The organism is Enterobacter cloacae complex sp. 2024EL-00711 (assembly GCF_047529885.1).
Taxonomy (GTDB): Bacteria; Pseudomonadota; Gammaproteobacteria; order Enterobacterales; family Enterobacteriaceae; genus Enterobacter; species Enterobacter ludwigii.
Genome location: NZ_JBLIZC010000001.1, coordinates 241,938 through 265,727, shown reverse-complemented (window position 1 = coordinate 265,727; position 23,790 = coordinate 241,938). Strand labels below are relative to the sequence as shown.

The 23,790-nt window shown below is 54.2% G+C and carries 20 protein-coding genes; 5 read left to right on the top strand and 15 right to left on the bottom strand.

What is annotated here, in order from left to right:
* Positions 1–48 precede the first annotated feature (48 nt).
* Both ACMVME_RS01300 and ACMVME_RS01295 read left to right on the top strand, forming a co-directional pair.
* Positions 49–336 carry a VF530 family DNA-binding protein gene (locus tag ACMVME_RS01300; RefSeq protein WP_014170105.1) on the top strand — a complete coding sequence of 96 codons (288 nt, stop codon included), beginning with the start codon at positions 49–51 and terminating at the stop codon, positions 334–336.
* Positions 337–343: 7 nt separating this feature from the next.
* Positions 344–1,636 carry a glycoside hydrolase family 10 protein gene (locus tag ACMVME_RS01295; protein ID WP_014170106.1) on the top strand — a complete coding sequence of 431 codons (1,293 nt, stop codon included), beginning with the start codon at positions 344–346 and terminating at the stop codon, positions 1,634–1,636.
* 45 nt (positions 1,637–1,681) lie between these two features.
* Here ACMVME_RS01295 and dsbG read toward each other — a convergent pair whose 3' ends face one another.
* From dsbG to ACMVME_RS01220, 15 genes are all read right to left on the bottom strand, one after another.
* On the bottom strand, positions 1,682–2,440 hold the full coding sequence (gene dsbG, locus ACMVME_RS01290) for a thiol:disulfide interchange protein DsbG (protein ID WP_050736814.1): 759 nt from the start codon (positions 2,438–2,440) through the stop codon (positions 1,682–1,684).
* A gap of 42 nt (positions 2,441–2,482) precedes the next feature.
* Positions 2,483–3,094, bottom strand: a complete 612-nt coding sequence (locus ACMVME_RS01285) for a DsbA family protein (RefSeq protein WP_020884110.1) — start codon at positions 3,092–3,094, stop codon at positions 2,483–2,485.
* Positions 3,095–3,101: 7 nt separating this feature from the next.
* On the bottom strand, positions 3,102–5,135 hold the full coding sequence (locus ACMVME_RS01280) for a protein-disulfide reductase DsbD family protein (RefSeq protein WP_414743341.1): 2,034 nt from the start codon (positions 5,133–5,135) through the stop codon (positions 3,102–3,104).
* Positions 5,136–5,182: 47 nt separating this feature from the next.
* Entirely contained in the window at positions 5,183–5,554 is a 372-nt protein-coding gene (locus tag ACMVME_RS01275) for a hypothetical protein (RefSeq protein ID WP_414743340.1), read from the bottom strand.
* An 87-nt stretch (positions 5,555–5,641) separates the two neighbouring features.
* Entirely contained in the window at positions 5,642–6,202 is a 561-nt protein-coding gene (locus ACMVME_RS01270; protein ID WP_081308093.1) for an RNA polymerase sigma factor, read from the bottom strand.
* Between the two features lie 5 nt (positions 6,203–6,207).
* Positions 6,208–6,627, bottom strand: a complete 420-nt coding sequence (locus ACMVME_RS01265; RefSeq protein ID WP_014170113.1) for a hypothetical protein — start codon at positions 6,625–6,627, stop codon at positions 6,208–6,210.
* Positions 6,628–7,206: 579 nt separating this feature from the next.
* Positions 7,207–8,886 carry an AIPR family protein gene (locus ACMVME_RS01260; RefSeq protein WP_068794646.1) on the bottom strand — a complete coding sequence of 560 codons (1,680 nt, stop codon included), beginning with the start codon at positions 8,884–8,886 and terminating at the stop codon, positions 7,207–7,209.
* 634 nt (positions 8,887–9,520) lie between these two features.
* Positions 9,521–11,071, bottom strand: a complete 1,551-nt coding sequence (locus ACMVME_RS01255; protein WP_020884101.1) for a methyl-accepting chemotaxis protein — start codon at positions 11,069–11,071, stop codon at positions 9,521–9,523.
* 97 nt (positions 11,072–11,168) lie between these two features.
* On the bottom strand, positions 11,169–12,185 hold the full coding sequence (locus tag ACMVME_RS01250; RefSeq protein WP_014170151.1) for a LacI family DNA-binding transcriptional regulator: 1,017 nt from the start codon (positions 12,183–12,185) through the stop codon (positions 11,169–11,171).
* A 28-nt stretch (positions 12,186–12,213) separates the two neighbouring features.
* The gene (locus ACMVME_RS01245; protein WP_068794647.1) at positions 12,214–13,620 is read right to left on the bottom strand and encodes a sucrose-6-phosphate hydrolase; all 1,407 of its coding nucleotides are present in this window, start codon (positions 13,618–13,620) and stop codon (positions 12,214–12,216) included.
* Positions 13,620–14,990, bottom strand: coding sequence for a sucrose-specific PTS transporter subunit IIBC (locus ACMVME_RS01240; protein WP_014170153.1), 1,371 nt, complete (start codon positions 14,988–14,990; stop codon positions 13,620–13,622). Before ACMVME_RS01240 ends, ACMVME_RS01245 begins: the two co-directional genes overlap by 1 nt.
* A 67-nt stretch (positions 14,991–15,057) precedes the next feature.
* Positions 15,058–16,575, bottom strand: a complete 1,518-nt coding sequence (locus ACMVME_RS01235; RefSeq protein ID WP_014170154.1) for a carbohydrate porin — start codon at positions 16,573–16,575, stop codon at positions 15,058–15,060.
* Positions 16,576–16,748: 173 nt separating this feature from the next.
* Positions 16,749–17,654, bottom strand: a complete 906-nt coding sequence (locus ACMVME_RS01230; protein WP_068794648.1) for an aminoimidazole riboside kinase — start codon at positions 17,652–17,654, stop codon at positions 16,749–16,751.
* Positions 17,655–17,743: 89 nt separating this feature from the next.
* Positions 17,744–18,955: a diguanylate phosphodiesterase gene (locus ACMVME_RS01225; RefSeq protein ID WP_074439230.1), complete on the bottom strand. Its 1,212-nt coding sequence runs from the start codon at positions 18,953–18,955 to the stop codon at positions 17,744–17,746.
* A gap of 93 nt (positions 18,956–19,048) precedes the next feature.
* Entirely contained in the window at positions 19,049–20,530 is a 1,482-nt protein-coding gene (locus tag ACMVME_RS01220) for an alpha/beta hydrolase (RefSeq protein WP_068794650.1), read from the bottom strand.
* 266 nt (positions 20,531–20,796) lie between these two features.
* Between ACMVME_RS01220 and ACMVME_RS01215 the strand changes: the two genes are divergently transcribed.
* The 3 genes from ACMVME_RS01215 to ACMVME_RS01205 are packed head-to-tail and all read left to right on the top strand — an operon-like array spanning position 20,797 to position 23,787.
* Positions 20,797–21,651: a MurR/RpiR family transcriptional regulator gene (locus tag ACMVME_RS01215; RefSeq protein ID WP_025204147.1), complete on the top strand. Its 855-nt coding sequence runs from the start codon at positions 20,797–20,799 to the stop codon at positions 21,649–21,651.
* A 12-nt stretch (positions 21,652–21,663) separates the two neighbouring features.
* A complete protein-coding gene (gene ddpX, locus ACMVME_RS01210) occupies positions 21,664–22,239 on the top strand; it encodes a D-alanyl-D-alanine dipeptidase (RefSeq protein ID WP_014170160.1) in 576 nt (191 codons plus the stop codon).
* Between the two features lie 15 nt (positions 22,240–22,254).
* On the top strand, positions 22,255–23,787 hold the full coding sequence (locus ACMVME_RS01205; RefSeq protein WP_068794651.1) for an ABC transporter substrate-binding protein: 1,533 nt from the start codon (positions 22,255–22,257) through the stop codon (positions 23,785–23,787).
* The last annotated feature ends 3 nt before the right edge of the window (positions 23,788–23,790 follow it).

Below are 23,790 nucleotides of genomic sequence, written 5' to 3'. Positions count from 1 at the left end.
TTTCGTCGTTAACCCCAACCCCACAAGAACTGAGACATCCGGACGCTTATGACTGCACACCTTTCTAAAGACCCTTTACATGGCGTAACGCTGGAGATGCAGGTCAATGCCCTGGTTGCACGATATGGCTGGAGTGAGTTGGGCGATCGAATCAAAATTAACTGTTTCAGAAAAGACCCAAGCGTTAAATCGAGCCTGAAATTTCTGCGCCGCACACCCTGGGCTCGCGCAGAAGTTGAAGCCCTGTATCTTGATTCCCTGAATGATGAGGGGATCGCAGAACCGGACGAACCCGCCTTTAACCCCTGGGCTAACAGTCGGATAACCAAGAGCTAAAACGCAAATGACGCGACATGTAAAACGGATTGGTGCGCTGACTGCCTGCGCACTTTTACTTGTTAGTTGCTCCTCAAAACCACCAAAATCACTGGTAACGCCTCTCCCGACCGCGAGTAAACCGACCCAGCAGGCTAACGAGCCGATGCGTGGGATCTGGCTGGCAACCGTCTCACGCCTGGACTGGCCCCCGGTGGCCTCAGTGAATGGCCGCGATGCGCAAGACCGTATCGCGATGCAAAAACAGGCCCTGACGAACAAGCTCGATAAGCTTAAGCACCTCGGTATCAATACCGTGTTTTTCCAGGTCAAACCGGACAGCACGGCGCTCTGGTCGTCTAAAATTCTGCCGTGGTCAGATATGCTCACCGGCAATATCGGCGAGTACCCGGGATACGATCCGCTGCAGTTTATGCTCGATGAAGCGCACAAGCGCGGCATGAAAGTCCATGCCTGGTTCAACCCTTACCGTGTTTCAACCAATACCAAACCGTCGACCATTGCCGCACTGAACCGCACGTCGTCATTGCACCCTTCCAGCGTTTATGTCCAGCACCCGGAATGGATTCGTATTGCCGGCGATCGTTTTGTGCTCGACCCCGGCATTCCGCAAGTGCGTGACTGGATAACGCAGGTGGTCACCGAAGTGGTTGCGCACTATCCCATTGATGGCGTGCAGTTTGACGACTATTTCTATACTGAATCACCGGGATCCGCGCTCAATGACGCGCAGACTTTCAGACAATACGGTCAGGGATTTGCCTCTAAAGCAGACTGGCGCCGCCACAATACACAGCAGCTGATTGTGCAGGTCTCCCGGGCCATTAAGCAGACGAAACCGGGCGTGGAGTTTGGTGTCAGCCCGGCTGGCGTATGGCGTAACCGCTCATTCGACCCGGCAGGCTCAGACACGCGCGGTGCCGCAGCCTACGATGAATCCTATGCCGACACGCGTCAGTGGGTGCAGCAGGGTCTGCTGGACTATATCGCGCCACAAATTTACTGGCCTTTCTCCCGGGATGCGGCGCGCTATGACGTGCTGACGAAATGGTGGGCAGAGGTGGTGAAACCGACGCATACCCGCCTGTATATCGGCATTGCGTTCTACAAGGTAGGTGAACCGTCGAAAAATGAGCCGGACTGGACGGTTCAGGGCGGCGTGCCGGAGCTGAAAAAACAGCTCGATCTCAACGATTCACTGCCCAACGTGAATGGCACGATCCTGTTCCGCGAAGATTATCTTAATCAGCCGCAGACGCAGGAAGCCGTCAGCTACCTGCGCGGACGCTGGGGTAGCTGACCGGTCAACATCAGGCAGAAACACCCTGTTTCTGCCTGTTTTTTACTACGGCTTCGGCCCAAACATCGCCTCAAGCTGTTTCTCATCCGGCATGCCGACCACCTGCTGAAGCTCATTATCGGCATTCAGATAATAAATGGCGGGCGTAGCGTTCGCGCCCAGGTTGTCCATTAACGTCTGGTGTTTTTGCAGTATGTTGACGGTTTCACGGGATGCAGTGCCCTGCGGTTTTGGCAATTTTTTCCCGCCTGAAAGCTCGTAATCACGCCAGGCCGAAACGGGATCTTTCGCATTCAGGATAGCGGAGGCATTACGCCCACTGTTGGGGTTGAGAAACGCCACCAGCAGCGTATTAAGCTGCACCTTGCCCGCCTTCACCCAAGGCTGCGCCTCGGACCAGAATTGCTTACAGTACGGGCAGAACGGATCGGCAAAGACGAAGACTTTGCGCGGAGCGTTATCCGCCCCCTCTTTCAGGGGATGCGCCGCGTTCAGTTGCTTCCACATTTCGCGTCCCATCGGGGCGTAGATCTCTTTCTGGAAATAGCCTTCACTCAGGTTTTTTCCCTTTTCATCGTACAGATAGCCAGAAATTACGTGCTTGCCGTCAGGGGTTAAAAACAGCGTAACGCCCATATCCTGATACTGCCCCAGCCAGGCCGGCGCGCCCCCTGGTGCATCAATTTTCTTAATGATTTTGATATTCTGCTGCTCGCTGAAGAGCTTCACCACATCCGGTATCGCTTCAGCGGCCTGTGCCAGCCCTGACGTTGCCAGCACCGACAGTAACAGTAATTTTTTCATTTTCCGCTCCGGGATTATTGGGGGCGAACCGCCCCCTTCACGTTAACGATTTTTCAGTGCGTCACTGACCATTTCATCGAACTGTTCAAAAGGAACCCAGCCCGGGAGTAACCCTTCGCCAATCAGCGTGGCCGGTGTTCCCTGGATACCCATCTTTTCGGCGATGATCAGGCTGCGTTTGATCGTCACCAGGCTCTCATCATCAGGCGTTGTGACGTTCACCCCGGCCCGTTTTTGCGCCTCCTGAATGCTGGCGTCATCGTGATATCCCTTTTTGGCCATCAGGGTATGGTTAAATTTCATAAATTGCTCAGGATGCGCGCGCCAGACGGTTAAGGCATCGCGTGCTGAGGTCAGTGAACTTTCCGACCGAAAAGGCAAAAACTTAAATACCACCGCCACATCCGGGTGTTTTTCGACAATCTTTTCCAGGTAAGGATCGAATTTCTTGCAGTACGGGCAGTTGTAATCCGTAAAGACCACCAGGGTGAGCTTCGGATCCTTGGCGCCAATGCGCGGCGAGTCCGGGTCGTTAAACAGAAAGTCATAAACCATCTTCTGTGCACGTTGCTCCTGTTCCGGCGTCATGGTCTGCGCCGCCATCACCTGCGCTGAGGTCAACAGTAGCAGAAGCGTAATAAGGATTCTTTTCATAATACATTTAGCCTTTAGCGTTGTTCAGGGTGGCAATAAGCGTGTCTTTATCCAGCAGCGGCGAAAGCATCTCCCCCTCAGGGAAGCCCGGGCCGTACACCTCGTTAAACGGGATGGCGTAACGGTTTCGCTTTTCAAGGAATTCGGCGATAAACGCTGAAGGCTTGCTCCAGTCGCCACGCAGCGCCACCACGTCCGGCTGGCTAAGCGCGGCAATAACGTCAGGCTGATTCAACACCCGATGCTCGTTTACCTTGCAGGTAACACACCAGTCCGCGGAGATATCCACGAAGACCCGTTTGCCCTGCGCAAGGGCCCCCTGAATAGCGTCTTCACTTAGCGGTTGCCACGGGATTGCCTGAGCGACGTTTGCGGTGGGGGTTACAGGCGGTGAGGTAAGCAACCCGCGCAGCTGGTATCCGCCACAGGCTGACAGCGCGATCACCACGCACCAGAACAGCGGCGAGGTTTTCTGCCCGGTCATCGCAAGCAGTGCGATAGCGACGACGATAAGCACTAACATCACGCTCTGGCTCACCGCCTCACCCAGATGCGGGTTAAGCAACGTCACCAGCCACAGGCTGGAAGCCAGCATCATCAGGCCGAGAATAATTTTCAGGCCGTTCATCCAGCGACCGGGTTTTGGCAGCAGCATGGCGGTTTTTGGAAGCAGCGCAACGAACAACCACGGCAAACTCATCCCCACGCCGAGCATCAGGAAGATAAGCCACAGGGAATGCAGCGGTGCGCCAAGGGCAAAGGCCACCGCCGTGCCGAGGAACGGCGCAGAACATGGTGTGGCCAGCAGCGTGGCAAACATCCCCTCGCAGAAACTGCCGGCAATCCCTGTTCCCCCTGCCGTTGCCAGCCGTCCTGCGGCGGCAGAAGGCAGCAGCATCTCAAACGCCCCGAACAGATTGAGTGCGAAGAGGAAGGTCACCGCGACCATCAGGCCAATAAACCACGGATTCTGGAACTGAATACCCCAGCCCAGCGAGGCACCGGTCAGCTTAAGCGCGGTTACCATTGCGGCCAGCAGCATAAAGGAGACCAGGATCCCGGCACTGGTTGCCAGAAAACGGAGCCTGATCATCCGTCTGTCTGAACCCGCATGGAGCACACTGTTGAGCTTCATGCCCATCACCGGCAGCACGCAAGGCATCAGGTTCAGGATCAACCCGCCCAGTAGCGCAAAGAGCACCATTTTGCCGGTTCCCTCAGACACGCCCGCCGCTGACAGTTCCGCGGGCGTTGCCCCGACGGTCATCACGGTTTGCTGCGCTTTATCGCCATTGGTGAGCACAAACGACAGCGCTTTTCCCTGCAGTGAAGTGGGTTTATCTCCCCACTCATCGGTCACGGGCACCGTTACCCGAAGCTGATTGCCGTCGGCTTTGAGGGTCGGTTCACCGGGAAGAATGTCGCCTTCCAGCGGGTCAAAATAGATCCCCGGCTTGTCCCATTGCCCTTGTGTGGTTCCCGTAATGATCAACTTGTCATCTGATAACCAGGCCGACAGATCTGCGGACACGCCAGATGTCGCGGGAATGGCCTGCATCGCGCGTTCAAACGCGTGGCTGAATCCCTCATCCACCGGCTGATTAAAATCAAGATGCAGCTTATAGTCCGTCAGCAGACAGACATTACTGCACGTGGAAAGGGTAAGCGTTCCGTCGAGCGCATCTCCCGCCGCACCGTCGAGGGTGATGGGGATGATGACCTTATCGTGATAGCCCTGGGTGGTCATCCCGGAGATATCAAAGCGCGAAGGCACCGGCCAGTGCCAGTCATCCGTTACGCCAGCAGGCCAGGTGATTTTCGGGGCTACGCCGCCCTCGCCGGGTGAACGCCAGTAGGTTTTCCAGCCGGGCTGCAGCTCAACGGTGAGCAACGCGAGGATGCGGTTTTGCTCCCTTTCCGCCTGAACGCGGATCCGGGCATGATCGTTTTGCGGGGAAACCAGCCAGCCTGTATCCGCCGCATGGACAATGCCGATGCAGGACAGCCACAGGAAGACGAATCCCCTGAAGAGGTTAAACATGTTTTACTCCGTGAATAGTGAAAATTATCGTGTGGTGACGATGCTTTTCATTCACGGAAAACGCAGTTTTTGAGGTGTATTCGGGGAGGCGGTACCTGAACGGGCTGTTCTCTCGGAACGCATGCCCGCCCTTGCGTAAACAACTGAAGTAGCGCGAAGAAGATGATAATCGCCGGTAGCGCACCATCAAAGAACAGTGGCTGAGCACAAAGCAGCGAGTGTGCGCCTAACTGACACGGCGATGGCCCGGACGGCTCAGCGTCGTTGGTTTGAGCCGGGGCATCAGCAATCAGGGTCGTTTGCGGATCCAGTCCCTGCAAAAAATGGTTGAGATAAACCGCACGCTGCACCAGGCAAATAGCCATCGCCAGACATGTGATTATCAAAAGCCATTTTCCCAGAAGCTGACGGTTGCGCATAACGTTCCAAATTTACCAGACGCCCCGATCATAAACGATAGTGATGAATCTACAAGTCCTGACAATGTAAGGTTTTGTCTGTCGGCGTTAGTCACCGGTCAACGCATCATAGACGTCCCGCAGTCGCGTGCGCAGGAAAAGCACCGCCTTGTGCTTACGCGATAACAGCGCCTGCTCGCTGGCCCCGGTTTCCTCTGCCAGCATTTTAATGCTGTAGCCCTGGAGCTCCGTTTTTTCAAAAACCTCGCGCTGAGGCGGCGGAAGTTCAGACAGCGCCTGGCCCAGTTCTTCCCACAGCAGCGTTTTGAGGTACTCCTCCTCCGGCGTATGCGGGACACCGAACAGGGTTTCCGCCAGTTCATCTTCGGGGAAGTCCTCATCATCATCCCCGGTAAAATATCCTGAAAGAGAGATCTCACGTTTTTTCCGTGCCCGGTCGGTCATCTCATTACGCGCCGCGCGAAACAGCCAGGCGGCGACGTTTTCGACCGGCTGCTCCACTTTCATCAGCTGATAGGTGACTTCCTGCAAAATATCGTCGGCATCATCGCGCACGGACGTTCGTACGCGGATAAAGGCTTTCAGCCGGGCGCGGCAGGCATTAAGCGCCGACATCAGCAATGACTCTCCCGCCAGCCCGGTTTTCATCTCGCTCACTCTGCTTCCGGCGTTTTCGGCGCGCTGTCGTCGCGTTTATCTTCGCGATGACCGTGCCAGCCGCAATGCCCGCGACCATGGCGACCAAAGCCTTCGCGACGCTGCTGAATAAACGCCTCACGCTGTTCGGGGGTCATGTTCATCCAGCGTTCGTGCATACGCCGGTGCGCGCCGAACATCCCCGGGCGGAAACCCAGCCCGCCGAACAGGATCCGGCTTAATACCAGAATCCCCAGCGCCTGCCAGAAACCGATGGCTTTCACGCCAAGAATGGCCGGGAGTAAGGCATTCCACAGGGTCATGACCACCAGTCCCAGCACAAGGACGATTACCGCGCCTATCACCAGCCCTTTACCCATACGGTGGCGGCCAAACCCGCGTCCGTGCCCTCTTCCGTGCATATCGAAATCTCTCATGGTGTTGACCTCATTTACAGTGATTGAGTATGGCTTGTGATGAGGTAGACGGATGAGGCAGGGAAATATTGCTGGAGAGAATATAAAATTTTTTGTGCTTACGGATTTTAACGCATATCGCTCGCGACGGGTGGGCGCTATGCGTCGCCTCCCGACATATCATCTCGTACGAAACATTCGTTTAACTAATGCGGTGGCGATAACGGCCAGGATGATTGACAACAACGTAAGGAAGATGAGTGAGGATAATAGCGGGTTTAGCATGCCGCCTAAACGGGGGAAGTGCTGATACATCCCAGTTGCTCAGACGTGCAAACACGCAGAACGATCTCAGGGATAATGAGTAAAAAATGATGACAGTGAGTACATAAATCAGAGCCTCTTGCGCTTTCCCATTTTTGTTCTTGCTCTTTATTAATCATGATCAATGATAATAAGGTAATGATATTTTTTTGATGCGATGGCGCTACCATTGCAAGTGAGGTGATAAAGCGATCGACCGGTTCCGTGGTAACGAACATCCAACTCTAAAACCCCTCTCAGGGCTTTAGAATGTGGAGATAAGGATTTGTTGATAAATCACTTAATTAATTTAATAATGTTTTCAACAAAAACAATACCCTTTGCAACATTATCATCACCGCCAAGTCGAGCATATTCACCCCAGACAACTTGAAACACTTCGTCAAATAATTCCTTAGTTATTTCCTTCAACTCAAAGCCACTTACAAACCCAGGCATATTCCTTTTCCCCACTTCAGCCCCCGCCACTTTCAGGACAACCGCCATAGAAATATGATATATTACGTTATTGAAATCGCGTTTACTCTCAAATTCATATTCTTTCAATAGCTCAGAACATTTTTTCAAGATCAGATAAGAGTTCAAATAAAGAGATAACTGATGTTTTTTATTGAAAATTTGTTCATATCTAGCATTATCACTAATAAGTGTAGAAGGTCTGGCGCGAGCATTATTCGGTTCTAATAGTACCACTGTCATAACGCATTGAGACAGATATGGAATAGATACAATTCGTGAGGCAGGCTTACCTTCATTCTTATAAAAATTCTTGCGTCTATCATAAAAATAACCATTTGCCTTGAAAAAATCTTCTATATCGCGATGAATAACATCAGCACTTCTAAGTGATGCTGGGGGAATGCTAGTTTGACTATTCGTCGCTCTGATTATTTTGTCTCGAGACTCTGGGTTGCTTTCGCAAATTACCCTAACCAAAACATTTCTTGTTTCAGCAACTTCTTCACCCACATTAGCAAAATGATTATATATTTCATGTGAAGTTTGAAGGCCATTAACTACCTGAGGGTTTTCTATAGTAAGAGTTTTTCCAGATAAAACTGCCTTTGAAGTAATAACAGTGACTCCGTTATTTAAAAACCAGAAGTCTTCTTTGCCATTATTTAATGTGTCTTGAATTGCAACATTGACTACTACATCTCCGTTGTGGTCTCTTACATTGGATTCAAAGATACTTCTCGAGATTGAATCATTATCAGAAATAAACTCATGGTATTTTTTTAAATTAACTAAGCAAAGATAACTTCCGTTAACTGTAGCAATAGGTGATTCAGCTAATTCCATCATCCTTGACGTACTTTTAACCTTACGGTTCAATTCGACTAGTTTGCTAGCTCCAACGAAGTCGAGAGAGAATTTTGAACCGGTAAACATTCTTGAAATGGTATCTTTTAAAGGAATGCCTTTATCACGAACATTCGAGTGCACTTCCTCACCAAGAGTTGAATAATAGTAAGAAAATGTCAGATCCGGAAATCCTTTCATTAAATCACTATATACATTCCGAAAGATGGAAACTTTATCACGAAGGTCTTTATTGTACCTCCGGGTGATTTCATCAGTTGTAATATCCGTAGAGATATTAAATAGATCACGTGCCACTTCGTTAAATTTTACAACCGCATCTTCATTAAAACTTTTAGAGGTCTTTGACTGTATGATAACAAGTTCAATATTATTATGCTTCCCTCCCTTAGAGTAGTCTGTATCTTCCTTTATGAGCTCACCGTTAAGGAAGGTGTAAATGGAATCAATCCCACCATCTCCTCCATCTCCAACCACACTATATTCTATATCTGAGTAAGTAACATCGTAATCTTTTAAGATTTGAGCGGCAGTATAAACTTCAAAATACTCTGGATAATTAATATTTTGCTCCGCGGCCTCCTCTCGAATTATTTTCTCCATAATTGTTTGAGAATTTGTCAACTCAGCCATGCCAACTCCTAATAAAGTGTTGTTTTAATTGTCATATAAACCATACCACCAATCATTACAATTGATAAGCTGCGCAACAGTTTATGGTCAAGGAATGCTACTAGCAGATATACTTCCCAGCCATTCCCATGTCAAGTCCACCTACCAATTTTGTCACTTTTTTATAAAAGGAATTTATCAAAGTTTGAAGCCACTCAAAACGATTTAAGGAATCTTAACTTCAGCTCGAAAGTTTATAATTGCAACCATAAACAAATGCTTTTTAAAGTAACTCTTGCGCTAAGACCTCATCACCATTAATGAGTTCAAGTAAATGGCCTTCATGTACCTCAGCCCGCAGACTCATCAGCTAGCCGTTTTACACTTTGATGAGTATGAACTTGATGTGCTACAGGCTTATTGCTGATATCAATATTTTCCGTGCCGTTCAAGTCCATCTGGAAATCTGTCTAGTAAATGCACCGTGATTTTTTGCTATCAAATCACGAAATTGAAGTATGCAGAATGATCATCATAATGCTTAACACTTTTTATGCCTTTTGACTGCTAGTTGTAAAACGTGAAGCCTTGTCTGGCACGGCTTTCCAGCTACGCCAGAAATTAAAAGGCTCCCTCAGGAGCCTCTCATTATCAATCACGCCTGCGCCGGCAAACTAAAGCTCGAAATACTCCTGGAGAGCTGCTGCGCCTGCTCTTCCAGGGAAGCGGCGGCTGCGGCAGATTGCTGAACCAGCGCGGCGTTCTGCTGGGTCACGCCATCCATCTCTGTCACCGCCTGACCGACCTGGCTGATCCCACGGCTCTGCTCTTCAGAGGCCACGGAGATCTGCTCCATCAACGTATTCACTTTATTCACGGAACTGATAATAGAATCAATGACCTCGCCTGAGCGGTTAACCAGTTCAGCACCGTTTTTGACGCTGGAAACCGACTGGGCAATCAGACTTTCAATGTCTTTCGCGGCAACCGCGCTTTTCTGCGCAAGGGTGCGCACTTCGCTGGCCACCACGGCGAAGCCGCGTCCTTGTGTGCCGGCGCGTGCTGCTTCAACCGCGGCGTTGAGTGCCAGAATGTTGGTCTGGAAAGCAATGCTATTGATGACGCTGGTGATGTCCTCGATGCGCTTAGAGTTCGCCGCGATGGTATTCATCGTTTCGATCACTTCGCGGGTCACGGCCTCACCGGTGTGCGCATTGTTCACCGCGTCCTGCACCAGTTTTCCTGCCTGGTGAACGTTATCGGTGTTATTCGCCACGGTCGCGCTCAGCTCTTCCATGCTGGCCGCCGTCTGGGTTAACGCGGAGGCCTGCTGCTCGGTGCGTGAAGCCAGATCGATATTCCCGGAAGCAATTTCCTGCGCGGCGTGGGTGACGGTATGGCTCGCGTCACGCACCTGTGCGATAGTCGACAGAAGCGCCTGGCGCATCTGCTCCATTGAGCCCATCAGGTGATCGATTTCATTGCCGGAGGTGCCTTTTACCGGCACTGGAATGTCCAGTTTACCGGCGGCAATTTGGCTGCAGTGCTCGCGTGCCAGGTTGACCGGTGCGAAAACAAAGCGCTTCATCAGCAGGCTGACGGCAACAATCACGATTACAAACAGGAAAGCAATCGCCGCAATGATCGCCAGACCGGAGATGAAATTACTGCTCGCATCCTCGTTCAGGGTTTTGGCATATTTCTGGTGAACGGCAAGTACCTGGTCGAGAACGATTTCATACTGACGGTCGAGGCGGGACACCTCCGGGATAAGCGCATTAAACTTCGCGACATCGTGCGCAGCAGCGGCGTCAATCAACGGTGCCAGCCCCTGGTTACGGTAGTTTTGCCAGGCATCCTGATACGCGCTCACCAGCGGCGCTTCATCCGACAGGCGCGGAGACGCCATAAAAGCCGCAAAGGCATGATCCGCTTTTGTGAGGGCCTCTTTAACCGCGGAAAGTTTCGCTGACTCGTCAGCCGAGTTCCCCGCTTCCACCATCTTCACGTACTCCATCACCCTGACACGCAAGGTACGGCTGTGGTTGATGGGGTCAATGATCGACAGCACAACCTGGATTTCTTTGTTCACATTATCCAGGGAATTATTACTTTTAATGATGAGGCCAACGCTGGTAATGGTGCTGACGACAAAGAAGAAAAGCAGAGCAAAAAGGACAATCAGGGATGATTTTTTTAACGACATGGACCGATACCTCAAGAATAAACATTCCCTATCGTTATCGGCCGATCCAAAACTTAAATTAATTAAAGTTATTAACGTTTCCCTTCAGCAGCCAGGGCTATGCCTTCGCTTTATAGCGTCGCTGCAGGGTGGCATCCAGTTTTCGCTGTAACGGTTGTGGCGTTTCGCCGTCGATCAGTTTGCCAATCAGATCAAAGCAGTGCCACGCCAGCTGGCGGTTATCCTGGCGAATGGTATCAACCGGAATGGTGAGCGAGTCGTAAAGGTAGTGATCGTCAAAGCTGGCTAACCGGATATCACTTTGCATCAGGTTATGCTGCCCCATATAGCGCAATACCCCTTCCAGCAGACCACAGGCGGCAGTGAACAAGGCTTTTGGCGGGCGTCCCAGGCGGGCGCACAGCTCGGCGAACATCTCGTAGCCGGAGCTCGGGTGATAGTTGCCGTGAATGATCCACTCCGGACGCAGCGCCACATTGGCCTCTTGCAGCCCTTGCTTAAACCCTTCCAGACGATCGCGCGTCGGGGAAAGCCGCGGCTGCCCGCCAAGGAAGTAAATTTCATCAGGATGCTGGCGCGCAATGTCGGCCACCAGTTCCGCCGTCGGGGTAATGGAATCGGTGATCACCAGCGGCAATGTGCTGTCGTTCATATGGCGGTCAAAAAGGACGACCGGCAGCTGTTCGCTCAGCTTCTGGTAGTCGGCATCATTGAGCATACTGGAGGCCACAATCAGCCCGTCCACCTGACGCGCCACCATGTTATTAACCACCACCGTCTCCTGCCCCGGGTTTTCATCACTGCAGGAGATGAGCAGTTGAACGCCTGCCTCACGGCACAGCGTCTCCAGTTCGTGAGAAAACACCGCAAAGCCGTAGTTAGTGATCTCCGGCACCACCAGACCGATGGTGTGGCTACGGTTATCACGCAGCGAGCGCGCGTGAATGCTGGGCTGGTAGTGATGCTCTTTCGCAATCGCCAGCACGCGCTCACGCGTCTCTTCCGCCACGCGAAGCTCTTTGCTGCGCCCGTTCAGTACCAGGCTGGCGGTGGCTTTTGAAACCCCCGCCAGTTCCGCGATGTCTTTAATTGTGACGCGTTTTGTTTTTCTCACAACGACTTAGATCCGGCTGCCAAAACCCTTATTCTACCATGCAGCCGCGCAGCGACCAGTAGCGTAATGTGATGTCGGACCCACCTTCGAATCGCACCCGTGCCGGATGGTCAGGAAAATAGCGGCTGCTCATCACCCCTTCGCCATGATTGATGAAAATTTCAACGCTGGAGCTGTCACACAGAACGCGTAAATGATGAACGTCGCCCCGCCAGTAACGGGTCAATGTCTCCCCGGTTTTCAGGCTGGCGCGTTCCAGACGCAATCCGCTGTCCTCGACGATAAGGCGCAACGCACCGGCGAAATCCACGGTTACTGAAGATGAGGTGAGTTCGAACTCAAGGCGCGTCGCATCAAGAGCCGGGGCATCGCTGGCGTTACCCTGCCAGCGACATTCCTCTTCACGCAGTGCGTGCAGTTCGCGCACCGGCGTCTGCCACAGTTTGCCGTCACGGAAGTGTAATTCTCGCGGACAGGTCATCTGATGGATCCACCCCTGCGCCCGTGTGGGCTGAAGCATCTCTTCTCCGTCCGGCACGCCCATCCAGCCAATCAGGATCCGCCGTCCGTCTTCCGCCACCGTGGTTTGGGGAGCGTAGAACTCGAAACCGGCGTCCAGCTCGTGCAACTCGCCATGTTTAAACGTAGCGCGGGTATGGTCGAACGCCCCGCTCATCCACGTGGCCGGATAAGTATTGAGATAGCGATGCGGTTCGCGCGCCAGCCCCTGCGGGCAGCAGATCAGTACGTGTGTCCCGTCGAGGGCAAACAGGTCCGGGCACTCCCACATGTATCCCGCCTCGGTCAGGCCGTTCACGCCATGACCGGCAATCTCTCCGCAAGACGCCCAGTGGTGCAAATCGGCAGATGTGAACAGCAGCACCTTGCCGCGTTTTTGCAGATCCTGCGCCCCCAGTACCATGTACCACACCCCGTCGTGCTGCCACACTTTCGGGTCACGCACGTGGCCGGTGTAGCCTTCCGGCAGCGCAAGAACCGGACCAAGTTTCTTGAACGTACCGTCAGCCTGTTGCGTGGCAAGGCACTGCCAGGCGGTGCGGCTGCCATCATCAAATTTCACGTTGCCGGTATAACACAGCGTCAGGACACCGTTGTTATCGACGGCGCTGCCGGAATAGCAGCCGTTGCGGTCATACTCCTCATCGGGCATCAGCGCCATCGGTTCATGCTGCCAGTGGACCAGGTCTGCGGAGCTCCAGTGCCCCCAGCACTTATAGCGATGGTCGCAATCCAGCGGATTCCACTGATAGAACAGGTGGTAGCGCCCGGCAAACCAGATAAACCCGTTAGGATCGTTCATCAGCCCCGTCACCGGTGCCGGATGCCATTGCGGATAATGGCTGTCGGCGTACGCACGCGGCTGGCCTTTCATGACGGCCTGCAGGATTGCAGGCCAGCGGGAAGGTAACGTCATTATTCAGAATCCGTTTTATATTTCAGCAGCAGCGAGACGGTAAACGCCACGCCGAAGGCAATCACCATGCCGATAATATAGTTAAGCAGCGAGCTTGCCTGCACGATCGCCATGCCTGGGATGGCAGTCAGCCCGACGGCGGTCATATAAACATGCACCGAGACCACCCACGCCCCGCCTGCCGCACCGCCAATCAGCGCGGCGATAAACGGTTTCACGAAACGCAGGTTGATACCAAATATTGCCGCTTCGGTAATGCCCAGCATGGCCGAAAACGCAGACGGTAACGTAATGGCTTTAATTTTTGCATCTTTGGTTTTAAACCAGACCGCCAGACAGGCTCCCCCCTGCGCCACGTTAGCCATCGCCCAGATAGGCAGCAGGAAGTTAACGCCAATCGACGGATTCCCCAGCAACCCGGCTTCAATGGCATGGAAACTGTGGTGAATACCGGTGATAACGATAACCGAGTAAAGCCCGCCAAATAACAGCCCGGCCAGCCAGCCCGCATGGGCGATCAGGGTGCTCAGAACAAAGGAGATGCCATCCCCTAACGCACGCCCGGCCGGGCCAATGATCAGCAAGGCAATAAAGCCGGAGAGAATAACGGTGAGGAACGGCGTCAGGATCAGATCTAACGCATCCGGAATAATACGGCGCAGGTTTTTCTCCACGATACTCATAAACCAGACGGCCAGCAGCACCGGGAACACCGTTCCCTGATAGCCAATCATGGCAATCTCAAGGCCGAAGAAGTTCATGGTGTGGAAGCCAGACGCCACGCCCCAGGCGTTTGTCAGCGCCGGGTGCGTCAGAATGCCGCCGAGGGTCGCCCCCAGATATGGGTTACCGCCAAATTCACGCGCGGCCGTGAAGCCAATCAGGATCGGCAGAATGATAAACGCCGCTGAGCTGCACATATCCAGCATGATATAGAGTGCGTTATCGGCATTGACCCAGCCGTAGGTTTTGACCATCCCGAGCAGGCCCATCAGTAAACCGGAGGCCACAATCGCAGGAATGATCGGCACAAAGATGTTCGAGAGCAGTCGGGCAATGCGCTGGAACGGGTTCAGCTTGCGTGCCGCCATGTCGGCCGCTTCGGACTTGCTGGATTCGCTAATCCCTGCCGCCTGGATAAACGCGGCGTAGACCTTGTTAACCACCCCCGTACCAAAAATCACCTGCATCTGCCCGGCGTTGCGAAAACAGCCTTTAACGCCGTCAACCTTGCCGATGGCCTGCTGATCGGCAAGCGTGTCATCGACCAGCACCAGTCGAAGACGCGTTGCGCAGTGCGCCGCACTGGCGATGTTCTCTTTGCCACCGAGCAGCGGAATGAGCGCGCGGGCGATATTATCAAAATCCATAGATACCTCTGCCTGACTGTATTTTTATGATGTGAAAAACGCCCCCGCATTGCGGGAGCGTAAAAGGTTAAAACCAGGTTTCCATCTGTACCCCAAAATTCCATTCCCCGCCGGCGTTGAAACCGCTGCTGCCAAAGGCATCATCGCTGGCGTAATTATCCAGTTTGCTGCTCCAGTCCATCCAGGTGGCGAACAGACGCAACTCAGGACGGCTGAAGAAATCGCCGATCTTGCCCGCTTTTAACGTTGGGGCAAAGGTCAGCTTGTAGAAACTTCCGTTGACGGCGTTTCGGTCTTTATACCCTTCCGGATTTAAATCCATGTACTGATAGCTGCCCTCAAACGCCAGGGCGAAATTCTGCGTGACCTCTTTAATCAGGCGGGTATTGAGTGTGACCCACTCATAGCTGTCGCCTTTGACATAGCGGTCTTTACTGCTCTGGGCCAGTACAGCAGGCGCGATATGCCAGCCGCCACCAAGGGGCGTGACACCGTAACTTGCAAAGCGCCAGGTATCGGCTTCAGACAGCAATGCGCCATCGGAACCGATGCTCTTCACCTCTGCCCCCAGCCCGTGGCCGTACAGCAGCGCCGTTTTGGCTGAGCCTTCACGCAGGCCGTAGAAACTTTCATTGTGCAATCCGACCAGGGCATGAACGCCATTGTTGGCGGCGTCGGTTTTTATCAGATCGCCATTGCTGTCTTTGCGGTCGTCGTTGTCTTTTGCCCGCAGGCCGCTCACCATCAGCTGGAACGGCCCGGCGAAGTGGTTCATGCTGAGGATGTAGTTCTGAACGTTATTGTCGATTTGCTCTTCGCTGCCGAAGTTACGCCCGTAAAGAGAGAAGTTGCTGCGCAGCGATTCATTCCATTTCACGTCATACACGCCACCACCGGTACCGGCCAGGAACACCACATCGGAATCCAGCCAGTGAATATCAAAGTTATCCCGATCGAAGCGTTTGCCGGCCCAGAAGGTACTGCCCTTCAGCGCGCCGGTAAAATCAGGCAAATTGCCCAGTTCAGCAAACGCCTGACGAATATTGAGATCGCTGGTGTCAGCGGACCAGTCGTTATAGGTTTTCTGACCATCCGCCAGCATGGCCTTGAAGCGCGTGGTCGCCCCGTTATCCAGGGTCTGTTTGTGTTCCACATTCAGCTCAACGTAGGTATCGGCTTCATTCCCCAGACGCCCGACCGCGCCACCGGTTTCCCCGGCTGGCGTCAGATAAGGGCCGCTTTTGCTGCTCGACGCCGCATCGTTCATCAGCAGGCCAGAACGGGCATAGCCATGAAACTCAAACCCACTGCTCTGATCGGCTTTCTTCTCCAGGGCGGCGGTACGCTGCGCCACTTGCTGGGTTGTTGTTTGCGCCTGCTGCTGGGCAGTCACCAACTGCTGCGTTTTTTGTTCTGCGTCGGTGGCGCGTTTCTCCGCAACCTGCGCGCGGGTTTCCGCAGCCTGAAGACGCTGCTCCAGAGCAGCAAGACGCGCTTCGATACTCGTCATATCCGTTTGGGCAAAAACAGAGGTACTCCCGGCCAGCATGCCTATCATCACGGCAAGTCTGCGTTTTTTATACATTTTGTCGCATCCCTAAAAGAAGTCATTGAAAGTGCTAAATTGCTAAACCGGTTTAGGTTGATGATACTAAACCTGCCAATTTTGGATCGGCAATCTTTTTTGCTAAACCGATTTAGTAAGTGTGATCGAGGCGACAATTCAGGCCGTCGACAGACGGCCCGTTGCGGGAGGAATTACAGCTGCGGGTGATAAGGCAGCGCGGTCATCGCCCCTTTAGCCGTGGTGGCTAACGCGCCGCAGCGCTGGGCTAATGCGATCACGCGTGGAAGATCGTGGCTGTCGATACGCCCAGCGGAAGCCAGTCCATAAAGCAGTCCCGCCACGAAGGCATCACCTGCGCCGGTGGTGTCCACGCATTCAACGGGGGTTGCCGGATAATGCTTCATCGTTCCGTCATGCCAGGCGATGACCCCATCTTTGCCCTGAGTGACCAGCACCAGCCGGGCCGGACAGCGGCGCATCAGCGCGGCCAGCCCTTCCGTGACCCCAAGGTCAGCGGTTAAAAAAGCCAGTTCTTCGACGGAGAGTTTGACGACGTCAGCGCATTGCAGCGCCTGTTCGAGGCAGCGGCGCAGGTCGTCCTCATCCGGCCAGAGATCCGGGCGGATATTGGGGTCGAAACTGACATAACCCCCCGCTTCCCTGACCGCGTTCATGGCCTGAAACGTTGCAGAACGGCTCGGTTCAGCGCTCAGGGCAATGGAACAAACATGCAGCCACTCTCCTGCGCTAAAGGGCGGCAGGTCGGCTGATGCCAGAAACAGATCGGCGCTCGGGCGAACCATAAAGGTGAAAGAGCGTTCGCCCTGTTCGTCCAGATCCACGACTACGGTTGACGTGCGGTGTGCCGGGTCGAGGTGCATCCACTTTACGTCAACCTGCTCGTCAGCCAGCGTTTTATGCATAAAGCGACCGAAAGGATCGTCGCCGACCCTGCCGATAAAGGCGCTTTTCCCGCCCAGACGGGCAATACCGACCGCCACGTTCGCCGGCGCGCCACCAGGGCATTGCAGCAACCGGCCTTCTCCCTCCGGTAATAAATCCACTACCGCATCGCCAAGTACCCAGATTTTTTGCATGTGATCCTCTCAGCTAAACAATATTAAACCGTTTTAGCTATTTAAACACAGGCAGGACGAAGGGGAAATAATACGGAAGGAAAATTGGCTTAACGCACCAGGTGTGGCCAGCTAATATCGCCTACGCCATTCAGCGCTGGACGGGCAAACAGAAAGCCCTGAAAGCGTCTGATCCCGGCAGATTCAAGCCAGCACCACTCTTCCAGCTTCTCGATGCCTTCCGCCACCAGGGTGATTTCAAGGTCGGTGCAGCAGCTGACTATCGAGCGCACAATCGCCTGTTTTGGCCCACTGAGATGGATATTGCTGACAATTTCGCGGTCAATTTTAATTTTATCCGGCTGGAATCGGGTCAGCAGTGAAAGCCCGGCGTATCCGGAACCGAAATCATCGATCGCCAGGCCAATACCTTCAGCGCGCAGGTGTTTAATGGCGCTATTGAACTTGTTGAACCCGGAAATCATCTCGTTTTCGGTCACTTCAATGACCACCTGCTCCGGCTGAAGCCCATGTTGTTTAATCTGTTCAACCAGAAACTCCACGGCGCCAGGCACTTTCACCAGCGACATCGGGAGAAGATTCACCGCGATTTTATGGCTCCCGATCCCCAGTTTGTCGGCCAGCGCAAAAGCCCAGGCCTTGGTCTGGAGATCGACTTCATAGATTTTGTCCTGATCGAGGCGGCTGAAAAAATGCTCCGGGCTTCCCCCGTCATTACCGCGGATAAGGGCCTCAAGCGAACTGATTTTCCCTTCCAGCGGTTCGACGATGGGCTGGAGGGCGAACTGGCAGGTTTGTTTGTCCAGCAGACCCAGACTCTCGCCAAACGGCGATTTCTCAGGCGAGAGCGTCCATTTCTCCGGGGCAAAACGCGCCCCCGACGGGGCCGGTCGTTTGCCGGTAATAAACGTCTGAATAAATTTGAACACCCGATCATCAGATGTCAGATAACTGTCCAGTTTGCTGTAGTGCAGTACCGACTGCAGAACGTCTTTCGGCGACTGGTTCTGCAGGTCAAACAGCAGCATACCGACATTCTCAAAACGTCTGCGGGGGCCATAATCACGCATAAGCTCAACCACGCCGCTGTGCCGCTTATCCTCACGGATCTTCTGAAACAGCCTAACCACACTCTCTTCCGAGCCTTCGAGGAGTTGCAGGACATCATCGCCTTTTGAAAGAAGAACGCCGGTAATATTCAACCCGGCATTGCGCGTCCTTGCCTGTTCAACCAGCGTCTGGAGTTCGGCGGATCGGCAGGATAAATTCAACTGGCTGCGGTAAATAAGAGTAGTCAGCACAAAAACGTGTTCCGATAAGAGGTATGCGTTGGACATTACTGTTTAACATACTTCATCTGCGCGACCTAACAGATTAACCCCTTGCGGGAGAGGCTACTTTTTCTCATCCCCGATGCGTCTGTCAATCCTCTCCTGCATGTAGGCATAAAACGGGTTCGAGGTCACCCGCATTAACGCGTCTTTGCCTACGCTCAGCACGGAGGTTTCCCCCCACAGCGCAATCGTGCCGAGGCTAATGCCATACCGGTTTTTCTCCGCAGGATGTCGGCCATAAAGATCGTCATCAGGCGGGAACGGCACGGCGACATGCGACAGTGAATAGACCTCCTGCGGCCAGGACATCGCCAGCGGTACCGCGGTCTCATCGGTGCGTCCCGCAGGGGTTATTTTCGCCACCGCGGCAAAACTGTCCGCGCTGGCATTGGTAATAATCGTGACACCGTAACGCCTTTTCGCCACAGGCAGTAACTCAGAGGTCGCCGCCCACGACGACGGTTTAAAGAGAGGACGGAAGCTGGCGGCCTGATTGATATCAAATACAACCAGCTCGCTGCCGTTCGCCGGAAGCTGGTCAAATAACCCGGTGACCACGGCGCGAGTGCTGACCGTTGAATCCATCACCGACTGGAATGCGAGTACCGGCGGCAGCTGATCCAGCCTGTGCTCCCGGGCATCCCGCCCCATCTGCTCCTGCAGGGCCTGGGTCAAGAGCCATGACTGGCGCGCCGCATTGACCGGGAAGGAGTTGTATTTATACGGGTTATATTCCGGCGAGATGTTTAACCATGCCGCTTTGGCAAACGGCGGTAACATCGCCGGCAATCCGGCCAATCCTGCAAACCGGGCGAACGCCGTGACGCCAATCATTGGCGAGAGCAGGATGAGCTGTTGCGGTTTGCGAAGCGCAGGCGTGTCCAGCGCATCAAGAGCATATTTCATCGCCAGCGCCCCACCGTTGGAGTAACCCACCAGATGCAGGGGAACATTGTCTCCCGCCAGCCGCGTGGCTTCGCGCACGGCAAGGCGCGTCGCCGCCAGCCACATCTCCCAGTCAACGTCGGTCAGCGCGCCGGGCGCGGTGCCGTGTCCGGGCAGGCGTGGGACCACCGCCACAAAGCCGTGCTGCTGATAATTACGGGCAAGATGCCGGACACTGTAAGGCGAATCTGTTAGCCCGTGCAGCAACACCACCGCGCCGCGTGGCGTTCCGGCAGGCATCAGCACAAAGGAGCGGTTGGCATCGGGTGAAAATTTACCGGGCCAAACCAGGCTCTGACGGTAGTAACGGTTTAACGGCGTGCGCTCCTCACCCTGGGTTTTGCGCGTTACCGCGTTATCCAGATCGGTGAAAATGGCGTTTTCCCGGGCGACATACTGGGCAAAATTCGCCTTATCGATCTCGCGTACGGACATCTCATCTGCCCGCCAGGTATGCCAGAGATGCAGTTCCGGCCCCTGCTGCGAGAGATAAACCCGAACCGCGAGTAGGACGATCAGTACCACTCCTGCGATTATCGCCATTTTCTTTGCGAGCGCCATCAGGCGCACGCTGATACGCCAGGGCAAGTTCGCCATGCCGGGATCCCTTTCATATTTACGTTGTCTCTATCTTATCAAAAATGTGAAGACGCTGACGTATTCACGAAATTCATACCTCCCCACTCAGCCAGTGCACCAAAAGTGAACTACGCTGCACAAATGTTGATCATTGGTTAACTAAATATTGCATGAAGTTTGCAGCACAGCGGCGTCCCGTCGCTCTGTGGACATGGCACGCGTCATGCATTGTTAATCAAATAACACAAACCTGATGACTGACAGCCTGTTAACAGCGAGGCGGTATGACGACGAAACCCGAGGTGTTGAGCCGTATTGAAGCCACGTTCAGCCAGCTGACCCCCAGCGAGAAGCGGGTGGCGAGCTGGTTGCTGGCGCATGCCGCACAGATCCCGTTTGAAACGGCTGAAAGCGTGGGTCTGGCGACCGGCACCAGCGGCATTACCGTGGGACGCTTTCTGCGAAAACTCGGCTATCGCAATCTGGAAGATGCCAAAAAGAGCCTGCGCGACCCGCATCAGCCCTGGGGTATGAACGAGCGGCTGGACTCCTGGCAGCAGCAGTCCCCTCTGCCCAACCGCCTTCAGCACTCTCTGTCGCTGGAGGTGGATGCCATCACTCAGGTTTATCAGCTGGCGCACACCGACGCATTTCGCCAGGTGGTTCATCAGCTTGCCCACGCGGATGCGGTTTTTGTGCTGGGGATCCAGTCGACACGTGGGATAGCCAACGCCTTCTTCAGTCATCTTGAGTACCTTCGTCCGCGCGTCAGCTACGCCGAAGGTGCGTCCGGCAGCTGGGTTGAATCCCTGAACTCCGGTTTCGCCCACCCCTACGTGGTGCTGACCGATACCCGCACCTATTCCACCATTGCGCGTCAGTACTGTCGGGTCGCGAGCGAAAAAGGTATTTCGCTGGCCCTGATCACCGATATCTGGTGCCCGTGGGCGCGGGATTACCCGCTTGATTTACTGCAGGTGAAAACCGAAACCGGCCATTTCTGGGATTCGCTGGCACCTGTGAGCTGTCTGTTCAACCTGCTGCTGTCAGGTGTCGTGGAAGCGCTGGGTGATGCCCTTCCACAGCGGCTGGCGGTAAACCGGCAATTACAACAAGAGTTTGGTCAATTCGAACGCTAAAGGAGCGGAGCTATGCCCCCAGAGAGTGAACTGATTGATGTGGCGAAGACCTTTCCTGCGCTGCATATCGATCTGAAATACGCCACAGCCGACAACATCACGGGCCGTCCGATTTATCAGGAGGCGCTGTGCCTGCTGCATACCGATGCGGCCACCGCGCTGGCGAAAGCCATCAGCATCGCCGCACTGGCCGGGCTGAAGCTGGTGGTCTACGACGCTTATCGCCCGCAGGAAGCGCAGGCTCAGTTGTGGGATGCCTGCCCGAACCCGGAATACGTGGTTGATGTGGCGATTGGTTCCAACCACAGCCGCGGGACGGCCATCGACGTTACGCTGATGGACGAACAGAACACCGTGCTGGATATGGGGGCCGGTTTTGACGAAATGCACGACCGCTCGCACGCCTGGCACCCGTCCGTGCCGCCGCACGCGCAGCGCAATCGCCTGCTGCTTAACGCCATCATGTCCGGTGGCGGTTTTGTGGGGATCAGCAGCGAATGGTGGCACTTCGAGCTGCCGAACGCGGCCAGCTATCCCCTGCTTGACGACCGTTTTGCCTGTTTCCCGTTGACGCACACCCCTCTTTAAAACTGGAGCACTGCCATGAAAACAACGCTTCTTACTACCCTGATCGCCGCCTCGCTGGCACTCAGCGCCCCGGTTGCGCTGGCTGCCGTCCCGAAAGATATGCTGGTGATCGGGAAAGCGGCCGACCCGCAAACGCTCGACCCGGCGGTGACCATTGATAACAACGACTGGACGGTGACTTATCCCGCCTATCAGCGTCTGGTGAAGTACAAGCCAGGCTCTACCGAGGTGGAGGGCGACCTGTCAACGGGCTGGAAAGCGTCAGAGGATCAGAAAGAGTGGACCTTTACCCTTACCGATAACGCAAAATTCGCCGATGGCACGCCGGTTACTGCCGAGGCGGTAAAACTCTCCTTTGAACGTCTGCTGAAGCTTAGCCAGGGGCCGTCTGAAGCGTTCCCGAAAGATCTCAAAATTGATGCGGTCGATCCGCACACGGTGAAATTCACCCTCAGCCAGCCGTTTGCCCCGTTCCTCTACACCCTGGCCAACGACGGTGCGTCGATCGTTAACCCGGCGGTGTTAAAAGCGAACGCTGCCGATGATGCACGCGGTTATTTAGCGCAAAACACCGCCGGGTCCGGACCATTCATGCTGAAAAGCTGGCAGAAAGGTCAGCAGCTGGTGCTCGTTCCGAACCCACACTGGGCGGGTGAGAAGCCGCACTTCAAGCGCGTTTCGGTGAAAATTATTGGTGAAAGCGCTTCACGCCGCCTGCAGCTTTCCCGTGGCGATCTGGATATCGCCGATTCACTGCCCGTCGATCAGCTTTCAGCCCTTAAGCAAGAAGGCAAAGTGGCGGTGGCGGAATATCCGTCCCTGCGCGTGACCTATCTTTATCTGAATAACAGCAAAGCCCCGCTCAATCAGGTGGATTTACGTCGGGCCGTCTCCTGGGCAACGGATTATCAGGGGATGGTGAAAGGCATCCTGAGCGGCAATGGTAAACAGATGCGCGGCCCGATACCGGACGGCATGTGGGGGTTTGACGCCACGGCAATGCAGTACAGCTTTGACGAGGCCAAAGCCAAAGCCGCGCTGGAGAAAGTCAAAGACAAGCCGGCAAGCCTGACATTCCTCTATTCAGACAACGACCCCAACTGGGAGCCGATCGCCCTGTCCACGCAGGCGAGCCTCGGCAAGATCGGCATCAACGTGAAGCTGGAAAAACTGGCTAACGCCACCATGCGCGATCGTGTCGGGAAAGGTGACTATGACATCGCTATTGGCAACTGGAGCCCGGACTTTGCCGACCCGTACATGTTCATGAACTACTGGTTTGAGTCGGACAAAAAAGGGTTGCCGGGTAACCGCTCGTTTTACGAGAACAAAGAGGTCGACGCCCTGCTGAAGGCGGCCCTGAAAACCACCGATCAGGCGGTGCGTACCCACGATTACCAGCAGGCGCAGAAGGTGGTGATCGACGAGGCGGCCTACGTGTATCTGTTCCAGAAGAACTACCAGCTGGCGATGAACAAAGAGGTGAAAGGCTTCACCTTTAATCCAATGCTGGAGCAGGTCTTTAACATTGCCACCATGAGTAAATAACGG

Coding starts and splice junctions, on each gene's coding strand:
- ACMVME_RS01300 (WP_014170105.1), top strand. CDS start 49: ATGACTGCACACCTTTCTAAAGACCCTTTACATGGCGTAACGCTGGAG.
- ACMVME_RS01295 (WP_014170106.1), top strand. CDS start 344: ATGACGCGACATGTAAAACGGATTGGTGCGCTGACTGCCTGCGCACTT.
- dsbG (WP_050736814.1), bottom strand. CDS start 2,440: ATGAAAAAATTACTGTTACTGTCGGTGCTGGCAACGTCAGGGCTGGCA.
- ACMVME_RS01285 (WP_020884110.1), bottom strand. CDS start 3,094: ATGAAAAGAATCCTTATTACGCTTCTGCTACTGTTGACCTCAGCGCAG.
- ACMVME_RS01280 (WP_414743341.1), bottom strand. CDS start 5,135: ATGTTTAACCTCTTCAGGGGATTCGTCTTCCTGTGGCTGTCCTGCATC.
- ACMVME_RS01275 (WP_414743340.1), bottom strand. CDS start 5,554: ATGCGCAACCGTCAGCTTCTGGGAAAATGGCTTTTGATAATCACATGT.
- ACMVME_RS01270 (WP_081308093.1), bottom strand. CDS start 6,202: ATGAAAACCGGGCTGGCGGGAGAGTCATTGCTGATGTCGGCGCTTAAT.
- ACMVME_RS01265 (WP_014170113.1), bottom strand. CDS start 6,627: ATGAGAGATTTCGATATGCACGGAAGAGGGCACGGACGCGGGTTTGGC.
- ACMVME_RS01260 (WP_068794646.1), bottom strand. CDS start 8,886: ATGGCTGAGTTGACAAATTCTCAAACAATTATGGAGAAAATAATTCGA.
- ACMVME_RS01255 (WP_020884101.1), bottom strand. CDS start 11,071: ATGTCGTTAAAAAAATCATCCCTGATTGTCCTTTTTGCTCTGCTTTTC.
- ACMVME_RS01245 (WP_068794647.1), bottom strand. CDS start 13,620: ATGACGTTACCTTCCCGCTGGCCTGCAATCCTGCAGGCCGTCATGAAA.
- ACMVME_RS01240 (WP_014170153.1), bottom strand. CDS start 14,990: ATGGATTTTGATAATATCGCCCGCGCGCTCATTCCGCTGCTCGGTGGC.
- ACMVME_RS01235 (WP_014170154.1), bottom strand. CDS start 16,575: ATGTATAAAAAACGCAGACTTGCCGTGATGATAGGCATGCTGGCCGGG.
- ACMVME_RS01230 (WP_068794648.1), bottom strand. CDS start 17,654: ATGCAAAAAATCTGGGTACTTGGCGATGCGGTAGTGGATTTATTACCG.
- ACMVME_RS01220 (WP_068794650.1), bottom strand. CDS start 20,530: ATGGCGAACTTGCCCTGGCGTATCAGCGTGCGCCTGATGGCGCTCGCA.
- ACMVME_RS01215 (WP_025204147.1), top strand. CDS start 20,797: ATGACGACGAAACCCGAGGTGTTGAGCCGTATTGAAGCCACGTTCAGC.
- ddpX (WP_014170160.1), top strand. CDS start 21,664: ATGCCCCCAGAGAGTGAACTGATTGATGTGGCGAAGACCTTTCCTGCG.
- ACMVME_RS01205 (WP_068794651.1), top strand. CDS start 22,255: ATGAAAACAACGCTTCTTACTACCCTGATCGCCGCCTCGCTGGCACTC.